The sequence below is a fragment of the Mycobacterium sp. IDR2000157661 genome (assembly GCF_022317005.1).
Taxonomy (GTDB): Bacteria; Actinomycetota; Actinomycetes; order Mycobacteriales; family Mycobacteriaceae; genus Mycobacterium.
This window is the reverse complement of the sequence record NZ_CP081006.1, coordinates 3,580,002-3,594,160: the sequence shown is the minus strand read 5'-3', so window position 1 is coordinate 3,594,160 and position 14,159 is coordinate 3,580,002. Positions and strand designations below refer to the sequence as shown.

The 14,159-nt window shown below is 70.7% G+C and carries 12 protein-coding genes; 2 read left to right on the top strand and 10 right to left on the bottom strand.

Annotated elements, in window-relative coordinates; genetic code table 11:
• Positions 1-18: 18 nt before the first annotated feature.
• From ftsW to K3G64_RS18535, 10 genes are all read right to left on the bottom strand, one after another.
• Positions 19-1,557, bottom strand: coding sequence for a putative lipid II flippase FtsW (ftsW, locus tag K3G64_RS18580; RefSeq protein WP_238886386.1), 1,539 nt, complete (start codon positions 1,555-1,557; stop codon positions 19-21).
• Positions 1,558-1,563: 6 nt separating this feature from the next.
• Complete coding sequence (murD, locus tag K3G64_RS18575; RefSeq protein ID WP_238886385.1) at positions 1,564-3,021, bottom strand: UDP-N-acetylmuramoyl-L-alanine--D-glutamate ligase; 1,458 nt, start codon at positions 3,019-3,021, stop codon at positions 1,564-1,566.
• A gap of 37 nt (positions 3,022-3,058) precedes the next feature.
• On the bottom strand, positions 3,059-4,138 hold the full coding sequence (mraY, locus tag K3G64_RS18570) for a phospho-N-acetylmuramoyl-pentapeptide-transferase (RefSeq protein ID WP_238886384.1): 1,080 nt from the start codon (positions 4,136-4,138) through the stop codon (positions 3,059-3,061).
• A complete protein-coding gene (locus tag K3G64_RS18565) occupies positions 4,135-5,631 on the bottom strand; it encodes a UDP-N-acetylmuramoyl-tripeptide--D-alanyl-D-alanine ligase (protein WP_238886383.1) in 1,497 nt (498 codons plus the stop codon). The genes mraY and K3G64_RS18565 overlap by 4 nt, the downstream gene beginning before the upstream one ends.
• Positions 5,628-7,151 carry a UDP-N-acetylmuramoyl-L-alanyl-D-glutamate--2,6-diaminopimelate ligase gene (locus K3G64_RS18560; RefSeq protein ID WP_238886382.1) on the bottom strand — a complete coding sequence of 508 codons (1,524 nt, stop codon included), beginning with the start codon at positions 7,149-7,151 and terminating at the stop codon, positions 5,628-5,630. Before K3G64_RS18560 ends, K3G64_RS18565 begins: the two co-directional genes overlap by 4 nt.
• 51 nt (positions 7,152-7,202) lie before the next feature.
• Positions 7,203-9,137, bottom strand: a complete 1,935-nt coding sequence (locus tag K3G64_RS18555; protein ID WP_238886381.1) for a peptidoglycan D,D-transpeptidase FtsI family protein — start codon at positions 9,135-9,137, stop codon at positions 7,203-7,205.
• A complete protein-coding gene (locus tag K3G64_RS18550) occupies positions 9,134-10,216 on the bottom strand; it encodes a hypothetical protein (RefSeq protein WP_238886380.1) in 1,083 nt (360 codons plus the stop codon). The genes K3G64_RS18555 and K3G64_RS18550 overlap by 4 nt, the downstream gene beginning before the upstream one ends.
• 6 nt (positions 10,217-10,222) lie before the next feature.
• Complete coding sequence (gene rsmH / locus K3G64_RS18545; protein ID WP_370646988.1) at positions 10,223-11,374, bottom strand: 16S rRNA (cytosine(1402)-N(4))-methyltransferase RsmH; 1,152 nt, start codon at positions 11,372-11,374, stop codon at positions 10,223-10,225.
• Positions 11,349-11,780 carry a division/cell wall cluster transcriptional repressor MraZ gene (gene mraZ / locus K3G64_RS18540; RefSeq protein ID WP_238886377.1) on the bottom strand — a complete coding sequence of 144 codons (432 nt, stop codon included), beginning with the start codon at positions 11,778-11,780 and terminating at the stop codon, positions 11,349-11,351. Before mraZ ends, rsmH begins: the two co-directional genes overlap by 26 nt.
• Before the next feature lie 292 nt (positions 11,781-12,072).
• Positions 12,073-12,480, bottom strand: coding sequence for a DUF3040 domain-containing protein (locus K3G64_RS18535; RefSeq protein ID WP_238886375.1), 408 nt, complete (start codon positions 12,478-12,480; stop codon positions 12,073-12,075).
• Positions 12,481-12,718: 238 nt separating this feature from the next.
• Here K3G64_RS18535 and K3G64_RS18530 point away from each other — a divergent pair, with 238 nt between their 5' ends.
• Together K3G64_RS18530 and K3G64_RS18525 are read left to right on the top strand one after the other, a co-directional pair.
• A complete protein-coding gene (locus K3G64_RS18530; RefSeq protein ID WP_238886374.1) occupies positions 12,719-13,315 on the top strand; it encodes a GNAT family N-acetyltransferase in 597 nt (198 codons plus the stop codon).
• A 56-nt stretch (positions 13,316-13,371) separates the two neighbouring features.
• Positions 13,372-14,055, top strand: a complete 684-nt coding sequence (locus K3G64_RS18525; protein WP_238886372.1) for an LppM family (lipo)protein — start codon at positions 13,372-13,374, stop codon at positions 14,053-14,055.
• Positions 14,056-14,159 lie beyond the last annotated feature (104 nt).

Below are 14,159 nucleotides of genomic sequence, written 5' to 3'. Positions count from 1 at the left end.
ACACTGACACCGTGTCGCTCACCCGTAACGTTGACCTTCCAATGTGCGCCGCTTGCCCCTCTCCGGGCGGCCGCCTCCATGATGCCTTGAGGCCCGGCCGGCCCGGGCAGCCGTATGGGGTTTGCGACGCTCGTCGGTGGTCGGCTTGCGGGCTGCCCCCTGCTTGGCGGGGCGGCCACGCTGGGGGCGCTCGGCCCGCTTCGGCGGCTTCTTGCGGTCGGCCTTGGGCGCGCGCTGGGTGCGCAGGCGTTCACGCAGCGCCTCCGTCCTGGTGGGCGCATAGGGCGCGGGCAGCGGCAGCCGCAGCAGCTTGTTGACCCGGTCGTCGCGGCCTGCGCGCAGCGCGGCCACCGCCTCAGGTTCGTGGCGCGCCGCGTTGGCCATCAGCCCGATCATGAACAGCGTTGTCGCCGTCGAGGTTCCACCGGCCGAGATCAGGGGTAGCTGCAGGCCGGTCACCGGCAGCAGGCCCACGACGTAGCCCACGTTGATGAAGACCTGGCCCATGATCCACAGGGTCGCGGTGGCGGTCAGCAGGCGCAGGAACGGGTCGGCCGAGCGACGCGCGATGCGCATACCGGTGTAGGCGAACAACCCGAACAGGCACAGCAGGCCCGCGGCGCCGATGAAGCCGAGTTCCTCACCGATGATCGCGAAGATGAAGTCGTTGTGCGCGTTGGGCAGGTAGTTCCACTTGGCCGAGCCCTGGCCCAGTCCGTCGCCGAAGATCCCCCCGTTGGCCAGCGCGAACCGGGCCTGACGCGCCTGGTAGCCGGATCCCTGCGCATCGGCTGCCGGGTTCAGCCAGGACTGCACGCGCGCCGACCGGTAGCCCTCGGCCATGGCCAGCACGGCCGCCGACACCACGACCATGAACAGCGAGGACGCGAACACCCGCAGCGGAAGGCCCGCGTACCACAGCAGGCCGAGCAGGATGATGCCCAGCGACACGGTCTGCCCCAGGTCGGGCTGGGCGACGATGAGCGCGAGCGCGACGAAGGCGGCGGGCACCAGCGGGATCAGCATCTCGCGCAGCGACGCGTGCTCCATCCGGCGCGACGCCAGTAGGTGCGCACCCCAGATGGCGAAGGCGATCTTGGCCAGCTCCGAGGGCTGCATGGACAGTCCGGCGACCACGAACCAGCCTCGCGACCCGTTGGCCACCGTGCCGATGCCGGGGATCAGCACCAGCACCAGCAGCACGACGGTGAACGCGAACCCGGCGAACGCCAGGCTGCGCAGCAGGGTCACCCGCACCCGCAGCGCGACGTAGAAAGCGACCAGGCCGACGACCGTCCACATCACCTGCTTGGCGAACACGACCCAGGGTGAGCCGTCCGTGTCGTAGGAGTAGACGCCCGAGGCGGACAACACCATCGTCAGCCCGAGCGAGGTCAGCAGCGCAGCGACGGCGACGATCAGGTGGAACGACGTCATCGGTCGGCCGAGCCATGCGCCGAACCGGGTGCGCGGCCCGCGGGGCTCGGCGACGGTCTCGGCAGGCTGGTCCTGGGCGCCCGTCCTGCGATGCCGCAACCGGGTCAGGATGTTGCTCATCGGCGCTTACCGCGGCAGCGCACGCACGGCCGCGGCGAACGCGTCGCCGCGGTGGCTGTAGCCGGTGAACTGATCGAAGGAAGCGCCCGCCGGCGCCAGCAGCACCGCATCGCCCGGCCGGGCGAGGTCGCGGGCGGCCGTCACCACCGCGACCATGATCGTGTCACCGTCCGGTCGCCCGGACAGCCGAATCACACGAGTATCAGGACTAACATCTGCCCCAGTTGTCCCTTGCACCCCAGAATCCTCCCCCGTCACAACCTCAACGACCGGGACATCCGGGGCGTGTCGCGCCAACGCATCGGCGACCAACGCGCGGTCGCTACCCAGCAACACCGCTCCCACCAGGCGGTTTCTCACCGAGGCGAGCATTTCGGTGACTGCGGCGCCCTTGAGCATCCCGCCGGCGATCCAGACCACCCGCGGATAGGCGGCGATCGATGCCTGCGCGGCATGCGGGTTGGTGGCCTTGGAGTCGTCCACATAGGTCACCCCGTCGACGGTGTCGACGACCTCGGCGCGGTGCCTGCCGACCTCGAACCCGGCCAGGGCCCTGGCGATGGGGTCCGGGGGCACTCCCGCGGCGCGCGCGAGCGCCGCGGCGCCCAGCGCGTCGAGCACGCCGACGGGTCCGGCGACCGGGATCGACGCCGCGTCTGCGAGGCCGACGCGCTCACCGAACGCGTTGTCGACCAGCGTGCCGTCCAGCACACCGAGTTCGCCGGCCGCGGGCTCGCCCAACCGGAAGCCGACGCGCACGTCGGCCGTCGAAGTGGCAAGCAGGCCCGAGGCGACCGGGTCGTCGAGGCCGACGACGGCGACCCGCCCGTTGAGCACCCGCGCCTTGTCGTGCGCGTAGGCGGCCATGGAACCGTGCCAGTCGAGGTGGTCCTCGGCGACGTTGAGCACCACCCCGGCGTCCGGCCGCAGCGACGGCGCCCAGTGCAACTGGAAGCTGGACAGTTCGACCGCGAGCAGTTCCGCCCGCTCGGGCAGCACGTCGAGCACCGGGTTGCCGATGTTGCCGCACAGCACGGCCCGCCGACCCGCGGCCACCAGCATGGCGTGCAGCATCGAGGTGGTGGTGGTCTTGCCGTTGGTGCCGGTGACCACCAGCCAGCGCCGTGGCGGGCCGAACCAGCCCGCCGCGTCCAGCCGCCACGCGAGTTCGACGTCACCCCAGATCGGGACGCCCGCGGCCGCGGCGGCGGCAAGCACCGGCGTGCTCGGCGAGAAGCCCGGGCTGGTGACGACGAGCGCATATTCGCCGATGTGCGCCCGGGCTTGCGCGGTGGTGACGACCTGTGCCGGGGTGACGAGTCGCTGCAGGGCCAGCGGATCGTCGTCGCAGATCGTCAGCCGCACCCCGGTCGGCTCGAGCACCGCACTCACCGAGCGGCCGGTGATCCCGGCCCCGGTGACCAGCACCCTGGCGCCCGGCGCCAGCGGGTCCAGCTCGGTCATTCCCCGGTCGCTACGCTCCTGCCCGCCGGACCGCATCTCAGGCACCGACGGTGGTCAGCCACTCGCTGTAGAACAGCGCGACGCCTAGCCCGCACGCGATGGCGGTGAGCAGCCAGAACCGGATGATCACCGTGGTCTCGGCCCAGCCGACCAGCTCGAAGTGGTGGTGGAACGGCGCCATCCGGAACACCCGCCGGCCGGTGGTGCGAAACGCCATGATCTGCACGACGACCGAGACGACCTCGGCGACGAAGAGGGCGCCGAGCACGACGGCCAGCATCTCGGTACGGCTGGCCACCGACAGACCGGCGATGATGCCGCCGAGCGCCAGCGACCCGGTGTCGCCCATGAAGATCTTGGCCGGCGCGGCGTTCCACCACAGGAAGCCGATACAGGCCCCCGCCGTGGCCGCGGCGATGATCGCCAGGTCCAGCGGGTCGCGTACGTTGTAGCAGCCCAGTCCCGGGCTCGTCGCGCAGGCGTTGCGGAACTGCCAGAAGGTGATCAGCACGTAGGCCGCGCACACCATCGCCATCGCCCCGGCCGCCAGCCCGTCCAGCCCGTCGGTGAAGTTGACCGCGTTCGACCACGCGCTGACCACCACGATGCAGAACAGCACGAACAGCACCGGCGGCATCGTCACGGTGGCGATCTCGCGGACGTAGGACAGCTCCGGGCTGCCCGGCGTCAACCCGTCGGCGTTGCGGAACTGCAGGGCCAGCACTCCGAAGATCACCGCGGCGGCCAGGATGCCGACGGTCTTGGCGGTCTTGTTGAGCCCGAGGTTGCGGGCGCGCCGCAGCTTGATCATGTCGTCGACGAAGCCGACCACACCGAGCGCGGTGGCCAGGAACAGCACCAGCAGGCCGGACGCCGAGGGACCCTTGCCGTCGATCACCACGCCCACCAGGTGGGTGCCCAGATAGCTCGCCCAGATGCCCGCGACGATCGCCACCCCGCCCATCGACGGCGTGCCCCGCTTCTTGCGGTGGCTCGGCGGCCCGTCCTCGCGGATCTCGTGGCCGAACCCCTGCCGGGTGAACAGCCGGATCAACGCAGGGGTGAGCAGGATCGAGACCGTCAGCGCGATGCCGACGGCGATGAGGATCTGCCTCATGCCCGGGATTCCCCGGGATCGGCGGCGAGCGCGTCGGCCAGCGCGCCGAGGCCCGCCGCGTTGGAGGCCTTGACCAGCACCACATCGGAGGGCCGCAGTTCGGCCCGCAACAGGGCCAGCGCCGCGTCCGCATCGGCGACCATGGTGGCCTCGGGGCCCCACGAGCCCTCCATCACCGCGCCGTGGTGCATGGCGCTCATAGCCCTCCCGGTTCCGACGACGACGAGTCGTGACACATCTAATCGCACGGCCAGCCGACCGATGCTGTCGTGCTCGGTTATCGCGTCGTCGCCGAGCTCGGCCATCTCGCCAAGAACGGCCCAGCTGCGGCGTCCCGCCCCGCCTTCGCGCGCCATCCAGACCAGCGCCTTGAGCCCGGCCCGCATCGAGTCAGGGTTGGCGTTGTAGGCGTCGTTGATGACGGTGACGCCGTCGTCGCGGGAGACCACCTGCATACGGTGCCGAGACACCGGGCCCGCAGCGGCAAGGGCGGCGGCGATCTGCGCGCCCGATGCACCGCATTCGAGCGCGACGGCCGCCGCACACAGTGCGTTGGACACCTGGTGGTCACCGTGCACGGCCAGGGTCACGTTTGTCTGCTCACCGCGCGCGTGCAGCGTGAACCGCGGCCGGGCCAGCGCGTCGAGCGTCACCCCCTCGGCCCACAGGTCGGCGTCGCGCGCCTTCCGCGACACCCGAACCACCCGTGCCCGGGTGACGTCGGCCATGGCGGCCACCGCCGGGTCGTCGGCATTGAGGATCACCGCACCGGACTCGGGAACAGATTGCGGCAGCTCCGATTTGGTGGCGGCGATCGCCTCGCGGGAGCCGAACTCGCCGAGGTGGGCGGTGCCGACGTTGAGCACCACCCCGATCGAGGGAGTGGCGATCGCGGCCAGCGCCGCGATGTTTCCGCGGTGCCGTGCCGACATCTCCAGCACCAGGAAGTCGGTTGACCGGGTCGCACGCAGCACGGTCCACGGATGGCCGAGTTCGTTGTTGAACGACCCGGGCGGAGCGATCACCTCGCCGAGCGGGGCGAGCACCGCGGCCACCAGGTCCTTGGTCGAGGTCTTGCCCGATGACCCGGTGATGCCGACGATCGTCAGCCCACCCCCGACCAGTTCCCCTGCGACCGCGGCGGCCAGTTTCGCCAACGCCGCCAGCACGGCCGCGCCGGACCCGTCGCTGTCGTGCTCGAGCACGCCGGCGCCCCGGTCCGCCGCCGACGTCGGGTCGACGACGATGGCGGGCACCCCGACCGGTCGCGCCGCAAGAACCGCCGCGGCACCGGACTGCACAGCTGCCGCGGCGAAGTCGTGTCCGTCCGAGCGGGCGCCGGGCAGGGCCAGGAACAGCCCGCCGGGCGTGACGGCCCGCGAATCGAATTCGACGGTCCCGGTGATGCGGGTGGCCGCGGCGTCCTCGACGCTGATGTCGGTGAGCCGGCCGCCGACGATGTCGGCGATCTGGGCGATGGTCAGGTCGATCACCCGCGCTGCCCCGCTGCCTCCAGTGCGCCGGCCAATTCGTCTCGGTCGTCGAACGGCCGTGTCTGCCCGCCGCTGGTCTGTCCTGCCTCGTGGCCCTTGCCCGCGACCAGCACGACATCGCCCGGCCGCGCCCACCGGACCGCGTGGGCAATGGCCTCCCGCCGGTCCCCGATCTCGATCACCTGCGCGGTACCCGCAGACGCGCCCGTCAGGATCGCCGCCCGGATCGCGGCCGGATCCTCGTCGCGAGGATTGTCGTCGGTGACCACCACCAGATCGGCGGTCTCAGCGGCCACGCGCCCCATCGGCGCGCGCTTACCCGGGTCCCGGTTGCCGCCCGCGCCGAACACCACGGCGAGCCTGCCCTCGCACTGGGCGCGCAGGGTCGCCAGCACGGCCTGCAGCGCGCCGGGCTTGTGTGCGTAGTCGACGAGCGCCAGAAAGCCCTGCCCGCGGTCGACCGGCTCGAGCCGACCGGGCACGGTGGCGGTCCGAAGGCCGGGAGCGGCCTGCTCCGGCGACACCCCGACCACGTCGAGCAGTGCCGCGGCGAGCAGGCAGTTGGCCACGTTGAAACGACCCGGCAGCGCGACCCGCAGCGCGTGGTGCACCCCTGCCGGGTCGGCCACGGTGAACTCCTGACCACCGCGCTCGACGGTGCGCGCGTCCTCCACCTGCCAGTCGGCGTGGCGGCCGACCGCGCTTACGGTGATCGCGCGGTGCGCGAGCCGAGCCATCTGCCGGCCCGCGTCGTCGTCCACGCACACCACCGATGTGTCTGCGTGCGTGGGTGATTGCGGATCGAACAGCCGCGCCTTGGCGGCGAAGTAGTCCTGCATGGTCGGGTGGAAGTCGAGGTGGTCACGCGACAGGTTGGTGAAACCGCCGACCGCGAAGCGCACCCCGTCGACGCGCCCCAGCGACAGCGCGTGACTGGACACCTCCATCACCACGGTGTCCACGCCCGCCTCGACCATCATGGCCAGCAGCGCCTGTAGGTCGGGCGCCTCCGGCGTGGTCAGTGCGCTGGGCAGGTCACGCCCGTCGATGCGGACTCCCACCGTCCCGATGAGGCCGGCGACCCGATCGGCCGCCCGCAGGCCCGCCTCGGCCAGGTAGGCCGTCGTGGTCTTGCCCGACGTGCCGGTGACCCCGATGACGCGCAGGTGCTCCGAGGGTCGCCCGTACACCGTCGCGGCGAGTTCACCCAGCACCGAGCGTGGTTCGGCGTGCACCACGACCGGCACCCGGATGTCGGCGCCCAGGTGAGCCGCTCCGGCCGCGTCGGTCAGCACCGCCGCCGCACCGCGCTCGACGGCTTCCCCGGCATGGTGGGCGCCGTGCGAGGACGCCCCGGCCAGCGCGGCGAACAGATCACCGGGCCGCACCTGCTGGCTGCGCAACGTCACTCCGGTGACGAGCACGTGCGACGCCGCGCCGCCCGCCACGGGCACCGCCTTGACCTGCTCGGCCAGCGCGCCGAGAGCGAGGCCGGCGGGGTGGCTGGGGCGCAGGTTCATGGCGATGACACAGTACCGACCGCCGGTCGGGTGCCTGCGTTCGTGCCGCGCTCAGTCCGCCTGAAGCGTCAGCGGCGGGCCGGGATCGGGCGACAACGGCACGTTCTCGCGCTGCAGCAGCCACGACGTGATGTTGTGGAACAGCGGCGCAGCCGACGACCCCGGTGTGCCGTCGGCGGCGCGGTGCGGAGCGTCCATCATGATGCCCACCACGTAGCGCGGATCGTCGGCCGTGGCGATTCCGGCGAAGGTGATCCAGTAGACGTCGCTGTAGTAGCACCCGCACGCCGGGTTGATCTGCTGGGCGGTGCCGGTCTTGCCGGCGATCTGATACCCCTCGACCGCGGCCTGCGGCCCGGTGCCCTGTTGGTAGCCCATCGGGTCACGCTGGGTGGCCGCCCGGAGCATGTTGCGCACGGTCCTTGCGGTCTGGGGCGACACCACCCGGACTCCCTCGGGCCGCGGTTCGTCGGTGCGAGTCCCGTCCGGGGCGATCGAGGTCTTGACGATCCGCGGCGGGATGCGCACACCGTCGTTGGCGATGGTCTGGTACATGCCGGTCATCTGCAGCAGTGTCATCGAAAGACCCTGTCCGATAGGCAGGTTGGCGAACGTGCTGCCCGACCACTGGTCGATCGGGGGAACCAGGCCCGCACTCTCGCCCGGCAGGCCGACACCGGTGCGCTGGCCGAGACCGAACTTGCGCACCATGTCGAAGAACCGTTCCGGGCCCAGCCGCTGGGCCAGCATCAGCGTGCCCACGTTGGACGACTTCCCGAAGATGCCGGTCGTCGTGTACGGCATGGTGCCGTGCTCCCAGGCGTCGCCGACGGTGACACCGCCCATCGAGATGGAACCCGGCACCTGCAGCACCTCGTCGGGGTTGGACAGCCCGTACTCGATGACAGAGGCGGCGGTGACTACCTTGTTGACCGAACCCGGTTCGAACGGTGACGACACCGCGGGGTTGCCGAGTTCGCGGTGGTCCTGCCTGCCGATGTCCTGGCTCGGATCGAAGGTGTTGTCGTTGGCCATCGCGAGCACCTCACTGGTTCTCGCGTCCAGCACCACCGCCGACACGTGCTTGGCACCGGAGGCGTTCTTCGCCTGCTGCACCTGCTGCTGCACGTAGAACTGGATGTCGTCGTCGAGGGTCAGCATCACCGTCGATCCGTCGACCGCGTCGTGGCGGTTGCGGTAGCTGCCCGGGATCACCACGCCGTCGCTGCCGCGGTCGTAGGTGATCGAGCCGTCGGTTCCGGCCAGCACCGCGTCGAGCGAATCCTCCAGTCCCAGCAGACCGTGCCCGTCCCAGTCGATGCCGCCGATGATGTTGGCCGCCAGCGAGCCGCCCGGGTACTGACGCAGGTCCTGGCGCTCCGTGCCGACCTCGGGGAACTTGGTGGTGATCGCGTCGGCGACGGCCGGATCGACGGCACGGGCGAGGTAGACGAACGTCTCGTCGCTCTTGAGCTTCTTGAGCACGGTCGCGGCGTCGGGTTTGTTGTTCAGCCTCGATGCCACCTCGGCGGCGATGTCGCGCAGTCTGCGCTGAGGTTCGGGCGCCTCATCGGGTTTCGCCCCGCCTTTCTGGAAGGCCTCCTCGAGTTGCTTGCGCACCTTGACCGGCTGAAAGGTCAGCGCACGGGCTTCGATCGTGAAGGCCAGCTTGTCGTTGTTGCGGTCGACGATCGACCCGCGCAGCGCCTGCTGGACGTCGGTGACCTTGAGCTGGCCCGCGGCTTCGGCGCGCAGGCCCTCGGCACGCGGCACCTGGAGGTTGAACAGCTGTCCTGCAGCGACGACGAGTACCAGGAAGATCGCCGCATTGCCGACACGGTGCCGGAACAAGAAAGACGCGCTGCGCAAACCGGCGTCGGTCGACGGGGCCCGGGTCCGGCGAGCCTTGGCAGGACGCTCCTGTGCACTCGTGCGGTTGGCGCGGGACGCGTTGGGTGCGCGGCGCTGCCGCTCGCCGCGGGTCATGCCGCCGGGCCCGGTGCGGGCGCGGCGGTGGTGAGCTGCTCGGCCCCGGGCAGGGGGCCCGGAAGCGCCTGCGGTGCCGGCAGGTGCGGCGCGGGCAGCACAGGTGGCGGGGCTTGGGCCGGGTCGACGGGTGGCGTGGCGGGCGCCACCTGCGGCGCGGCGGCGGGCGCCAGTCCGAGTACGGGCTGCTGGCTCGGCAACTGATGCGGCACCTCGAGCGCGGGCGGAACCGCCGAGGGCGCGACCGGTGCGCCCTGGACCGGTCCGCCCGGGACCGGTGCGCCGAGGACCGGTGCGCCGGGGATCGGCGCCGCCGGTGCGGATGCCGCGCTGCCGGGCAGCCGCACGGTGAGCTCGCGCGGTTCGACGACGCGCGGCGCGGGCGGCCTGGGCGGTGCCGGCGGAGCCTCCTCGGGTAGCGGCGTGTTCAGCGGCGGTGGCGGCACACCCTCGGCGGGTTTCGGTGTCCCCACCACGATCCAGTTGCCTGCGGGATCCTGCACCAGGTGCGCGGTGTCGCGGGATGGGATCATGCCGAGCTCGCGGGCCGCCTCGGCGAGCGCCGGCGCGGCCTGTGCCTCGAGGACGTCGCGCTCCAGCGCCTCCTTCTGTTGCAGCAGAGCCTGGTTCGTCTCGCGGGCATTGCCCAGCTGGTAGGACCGCTCGGCGGCATCGGTCGAGAGCCACAAGGTGGTGCCCAGACCCATGCCCAGCGATCCGATCACCAGCACGACGAACGGCACCCGGGCGACCAGGGTGCGTGGATTGAGATCGATCGAGGTCAGTCTGACGGCGAACCGCTCGCGCAGCGGCGGCCGGACTACCTTCGGGGCCTTGGCCTTTCGCGCCTTGGCCCGGGCCTTGGCCTGCGAGGTGTTCTTCGGCCGGGCCGGCTTGTCGACCGGCCGCGGAATCGGGTTGGTCTGCGGCGCCGACCGATTCGGCCGCGGCTCACGGACGGGCTTGCGTCGTGTCTGCCCGTCGCCCGAGCGGCGGGCGGCGGTGCGCGTGGACCGGCGGCGCTCGTCGTCGCCGCGCGCCGATGCGCTGCGCTTGCCTTGCTTACCCTGCTTACCCATTGATCTCTACCCCCGCTTCTCGATTGCTCGTAGCCGCACGGGCGCGCTACGCGGATTTCGTTCGATCTCTTGGGTCGTGGCGCGCTCGGCGCCGCGGGTCAGGACGACGAAAGGCGCTTCGTGGCCGGGCAGTTCGACGGGCAGTCCATGCGGTGTGCGCGACGCCGTCGCTTCGGCGAACGCGGCCTTGACGATCCGGTCCTCCAGCGACTGGTAGGCCATCACCGCGATGCGGCCACCGGGGGTCAGCGCGTCGAGAGCGGCGGGCAGCGCGGCGCGCAACGAGTCCAGTTCCCCGTTCACGGCGATGCGCAGCGCCTGAAACGTGCGCTTGGCCGGGTGCCCGCCGGTGCGGCGGGCGGGAGCGGGGATGGCCTGGTAGAGCAGTTCGACGAGGTCACCCGTGGTGGCGAAGGGCTGGCGGGCACGACGGCGGATGATGGCCGACGCGATCCGCCCGGCGAAGCGCTCCTCGCCGAATTCACGCAGCACCCGGCTCAGGCTCTTCTCGTCGTAGGTGTTGACGACCTCGGCCGCGGTCAACCCGGCGTCGGGGTCCATCCGCATGTCCAGCGGCGCGTCCGACGAGTACGAGAAGCCCCGTTCGGCTCGGTCCAGCTGCATGGACGACACCCCGAGGTCGAACAGCACACCGTCGACTTGCCCTGGCGCACCGATAGTTTGGCGCACCGCCGTGCCGATGCCGTCATAGCGGGTCCGCACCAGCACCGCCCGATCGCCGAACCGGGCCAACCGCTCGCCTGCGATCCACAGTGCATCCGGGTCGCGGTCGAGGCCGATCAGACGCAGACCGGGCAGTTCGGTGAGGAAGCGCTCGGCGTGTCCACCGGCGCCCAGCGTCGCATCCACCAGCACGGCACTCTCGCCACTCGGCGAGACCCGGGTTAGCGCGGGCCGCAGGAGTTCGACGCAGCGGTCGAGCAGGACCGGAACGTGTCCGTGTTCTGAGGCCATCACCGCTCCTTCGTCGAGGCCTCCGAAGCGCGCCCCTGCACCGAGGTCCCTGTCCGAGAGCACGTACCTGGCGTTGGGGAAGTACGCCAGGGCCGGTTCGGGCAGAGGCCGCGATGCACGGGCCGGGTGTCGGTGTCTGCGTCGGTCCACCGCCGATTCAGATGATGTCGTGCAGAGCTTCATCGGTGGCCGCGGAGAAGTTCTCTTCGTGGGTCTGCTGATACTCCTGCCAGGCGGCCGAATCCCAGATCTCCAGGTAGTCGACCGAGCCGATCACCACGCAGTCCTTGGACAGGTTGGCGTAGCGGCGGTGGTCGGCCGACAGGGTGATACGGCCTTGTCCGTCGGGATGCTGCTCGTCGGTGGCGGCGGCCAGGTTGCGCAGGAATGCGCGGGCGTCCGGATTGCTCCGCGAAGCCTGCGAGGCCCGGCGCGCCAGTTTCTCGAACTCGGCGCGCGGGTACACGGCGAGGCTGTGGTCCTGGCTCTTGGTGACCATCAACCCTCCTGCCAGCGCGTCGCGGAACTTGGCGGGCAACGTGAGCCGCCCTTTGTCATCGAGTTTCGGCGTGTAGGTGCCGAGAAACATCTCGCCACCTCCGCTTCACTCCGGAGCCCCGGTCGCTCCGTTGTCCGCCACTTTACCCCACAATCCCCCACAGCCCGCCATTTGATAGCAAAATGTGTCTCCGAGTCCCCACTGATCACCCCAAATCCGCCTCGTCTCGGCGCACACCCGTCCTCGACGCAGCCTGCGGGGGCACAACGCCGCAGGCCAGACGGCTACAGCGAGCACGTGGGGCGAAGTGGGGACCGGCAGCGGCCACATGCACGAAAACGGGGTAGCCCGAGAAGGGCTACCCCGGCGTCGGAGCGGAAAGCTACTGGTCGAAGCGGCGGCGGAAGCGATCCTCCATGCGACTGGTGAAGGAACCACCCGATCCCTTGGCCCGCTTCTGTCGGGGCGCGCCCGCCTCGGCGGCGGACGACCGGTCGCGGCCGCCGGCCACCCGCGGCCCCGTGATGGCGAAGACCACGCCGCCGAACATCACGATGAAACCGAGGACGGAGAGAATGGGAAATCCGCTGATCTGCGTCGCCGGGAACGCGACCCCGGAGATCAGGAGGGCCAAACCGACCACGAACAGGGCCGCGCCCTGCAGACGACGGCGCGTCGAGGGAGCACGCAGATTCCCGCCGCGGACGCTCGAAGCGAACTTCGGGTCCTCGGCGTACAGCGCGCTCTCGATCTGGTCGAGCATGCGCTGCTCATGATCGGAGAGTGGCATTCGTCCCTCCCTCGGAACCCGGTGGCCGCGCCGGCCCTGGCAGCCGCGGCCAAAATTCAAACTCGCGTGCGGCCGCGTTCACGGCCACCTAACCGTCATGATACGAGCTGATTCTGAGCCGTACCACCTAGTTCGACGCTCGATTGTATGACGGGCCCCGTCATCTGGAAGCGACCGGTTGACCGGCCCGATAATAGGGTCGACACACCGCACGACACGCGGAGAGGCGGAGCAGGAGTTGGCGACACTTCTCATCGAGCTGTCGCCCGCCGACATGCAACGTCGGCTCGGGGACGCGCTCGCCGTATATGTCGACGCGATGCGCTACCCGCGCGGCACCGAGGATCAGCGGGCATCGATGTGGCTCGAGCACACCCGCAGGCCGGGCTGGAAGGCCGTGGCGGCGGTGGAGGCGGCGGGTGAGCTGACCGACGCGGCCGACGGCGACCCAGCCGGAGCCCCGCTGCTGGGTGTCGCGTACGGGTACTGCGGCGCCCCCGACCAGTGGTGGCAACAGCAGGTCGTCGCGGGCCTGCATCGCGTCGGCGCCGACCGGGCCCGCATCACCGAGCTCATGACCAGCTACTTCGAGTTGACCGAACTGCACATCCACCCTCGCGCGCAGGGCCGCGGCCTGGGTGAGGCACTGGCCCGCCGACTGCTCGCCGACCGCGCCGAAGCCCATGTCCTGCTGTCCACACCGGAGATCAACGGCGAGTCCAACCGGGCCTGGCGGCTCTACCGCAGGCTCGGGTTCATCGACGTAATCCGCGGCTACCATTTCGCGGGCGATCCACGCGCCTTCGCCATTCTGGGCCGGTCACTGCCGTTGTGAACGCTTCGGCCCCATATCGCCGCTCGGCCGGCGCCGTGATCTGGCACCATGACCACGTGCCGGCCCGCCACAAACGCAGCAGAACGCGGTTGCTCGCGCTCGTGCTGCTCCTGCTCATCGTCCTGCCGACGGCGGTCGGATGTGTGCGGGTGCGCGCGTCGATCACGGTGTCGCCGGATGACCGGGTGTCCGGCCAGATCGTCGCGGCCGCCATCCCGCGCAACGCCGACGACAAGGGCCCGCAGCTGCTCAACAGCCTGCCGTTCGCCAACAAGGTCGCGGTCTCGGACTACAGCCGCGACGACTACGTCGGCTCGCAGGCGGTGTTCTCCGACCTGACCTTCGCCGAACTGCCGCAGCTGGCCAACATGAACCGCGATGCCGCCGGAGTGGACCTGTCGCTGCGTCGCGCGGGCGACCTGGTGATCCTCGAGGGGCGCGTCGACCTGACGTCGCTGTCGGATCCTGAAGCCGACGTGTCGCTGACGGTGTCCTTCCCCGGCGAGGTGACGTCGACCAACGGCGACCAGGTCTCGGCCGAGATCGTCGAGTGGAAGCTGCGCCCGGGCGTGGTCAGCACCATGAACGCGCAGGCGCGCTACACCGACCCCAGCGCCCGCTCCTTCACCGGCGCCGCGATCTGGTTGGGCATCGGCTCCTTCGTGGTGGCAGGCATCATCGGCGTGCTGGCCTACCTGAACCGCGACCAGTCGCCGCGCGTCGGCAGCTCCCGTGATTAGGGGATGAGAGCTTGACCGCAGGCACCCGGACTGACTTGCTAACGCATCGACCGCAGGCTCTACTGTCGAAGTCACTCGGGGCCTAGTAGACGCAGGAGAGAAAG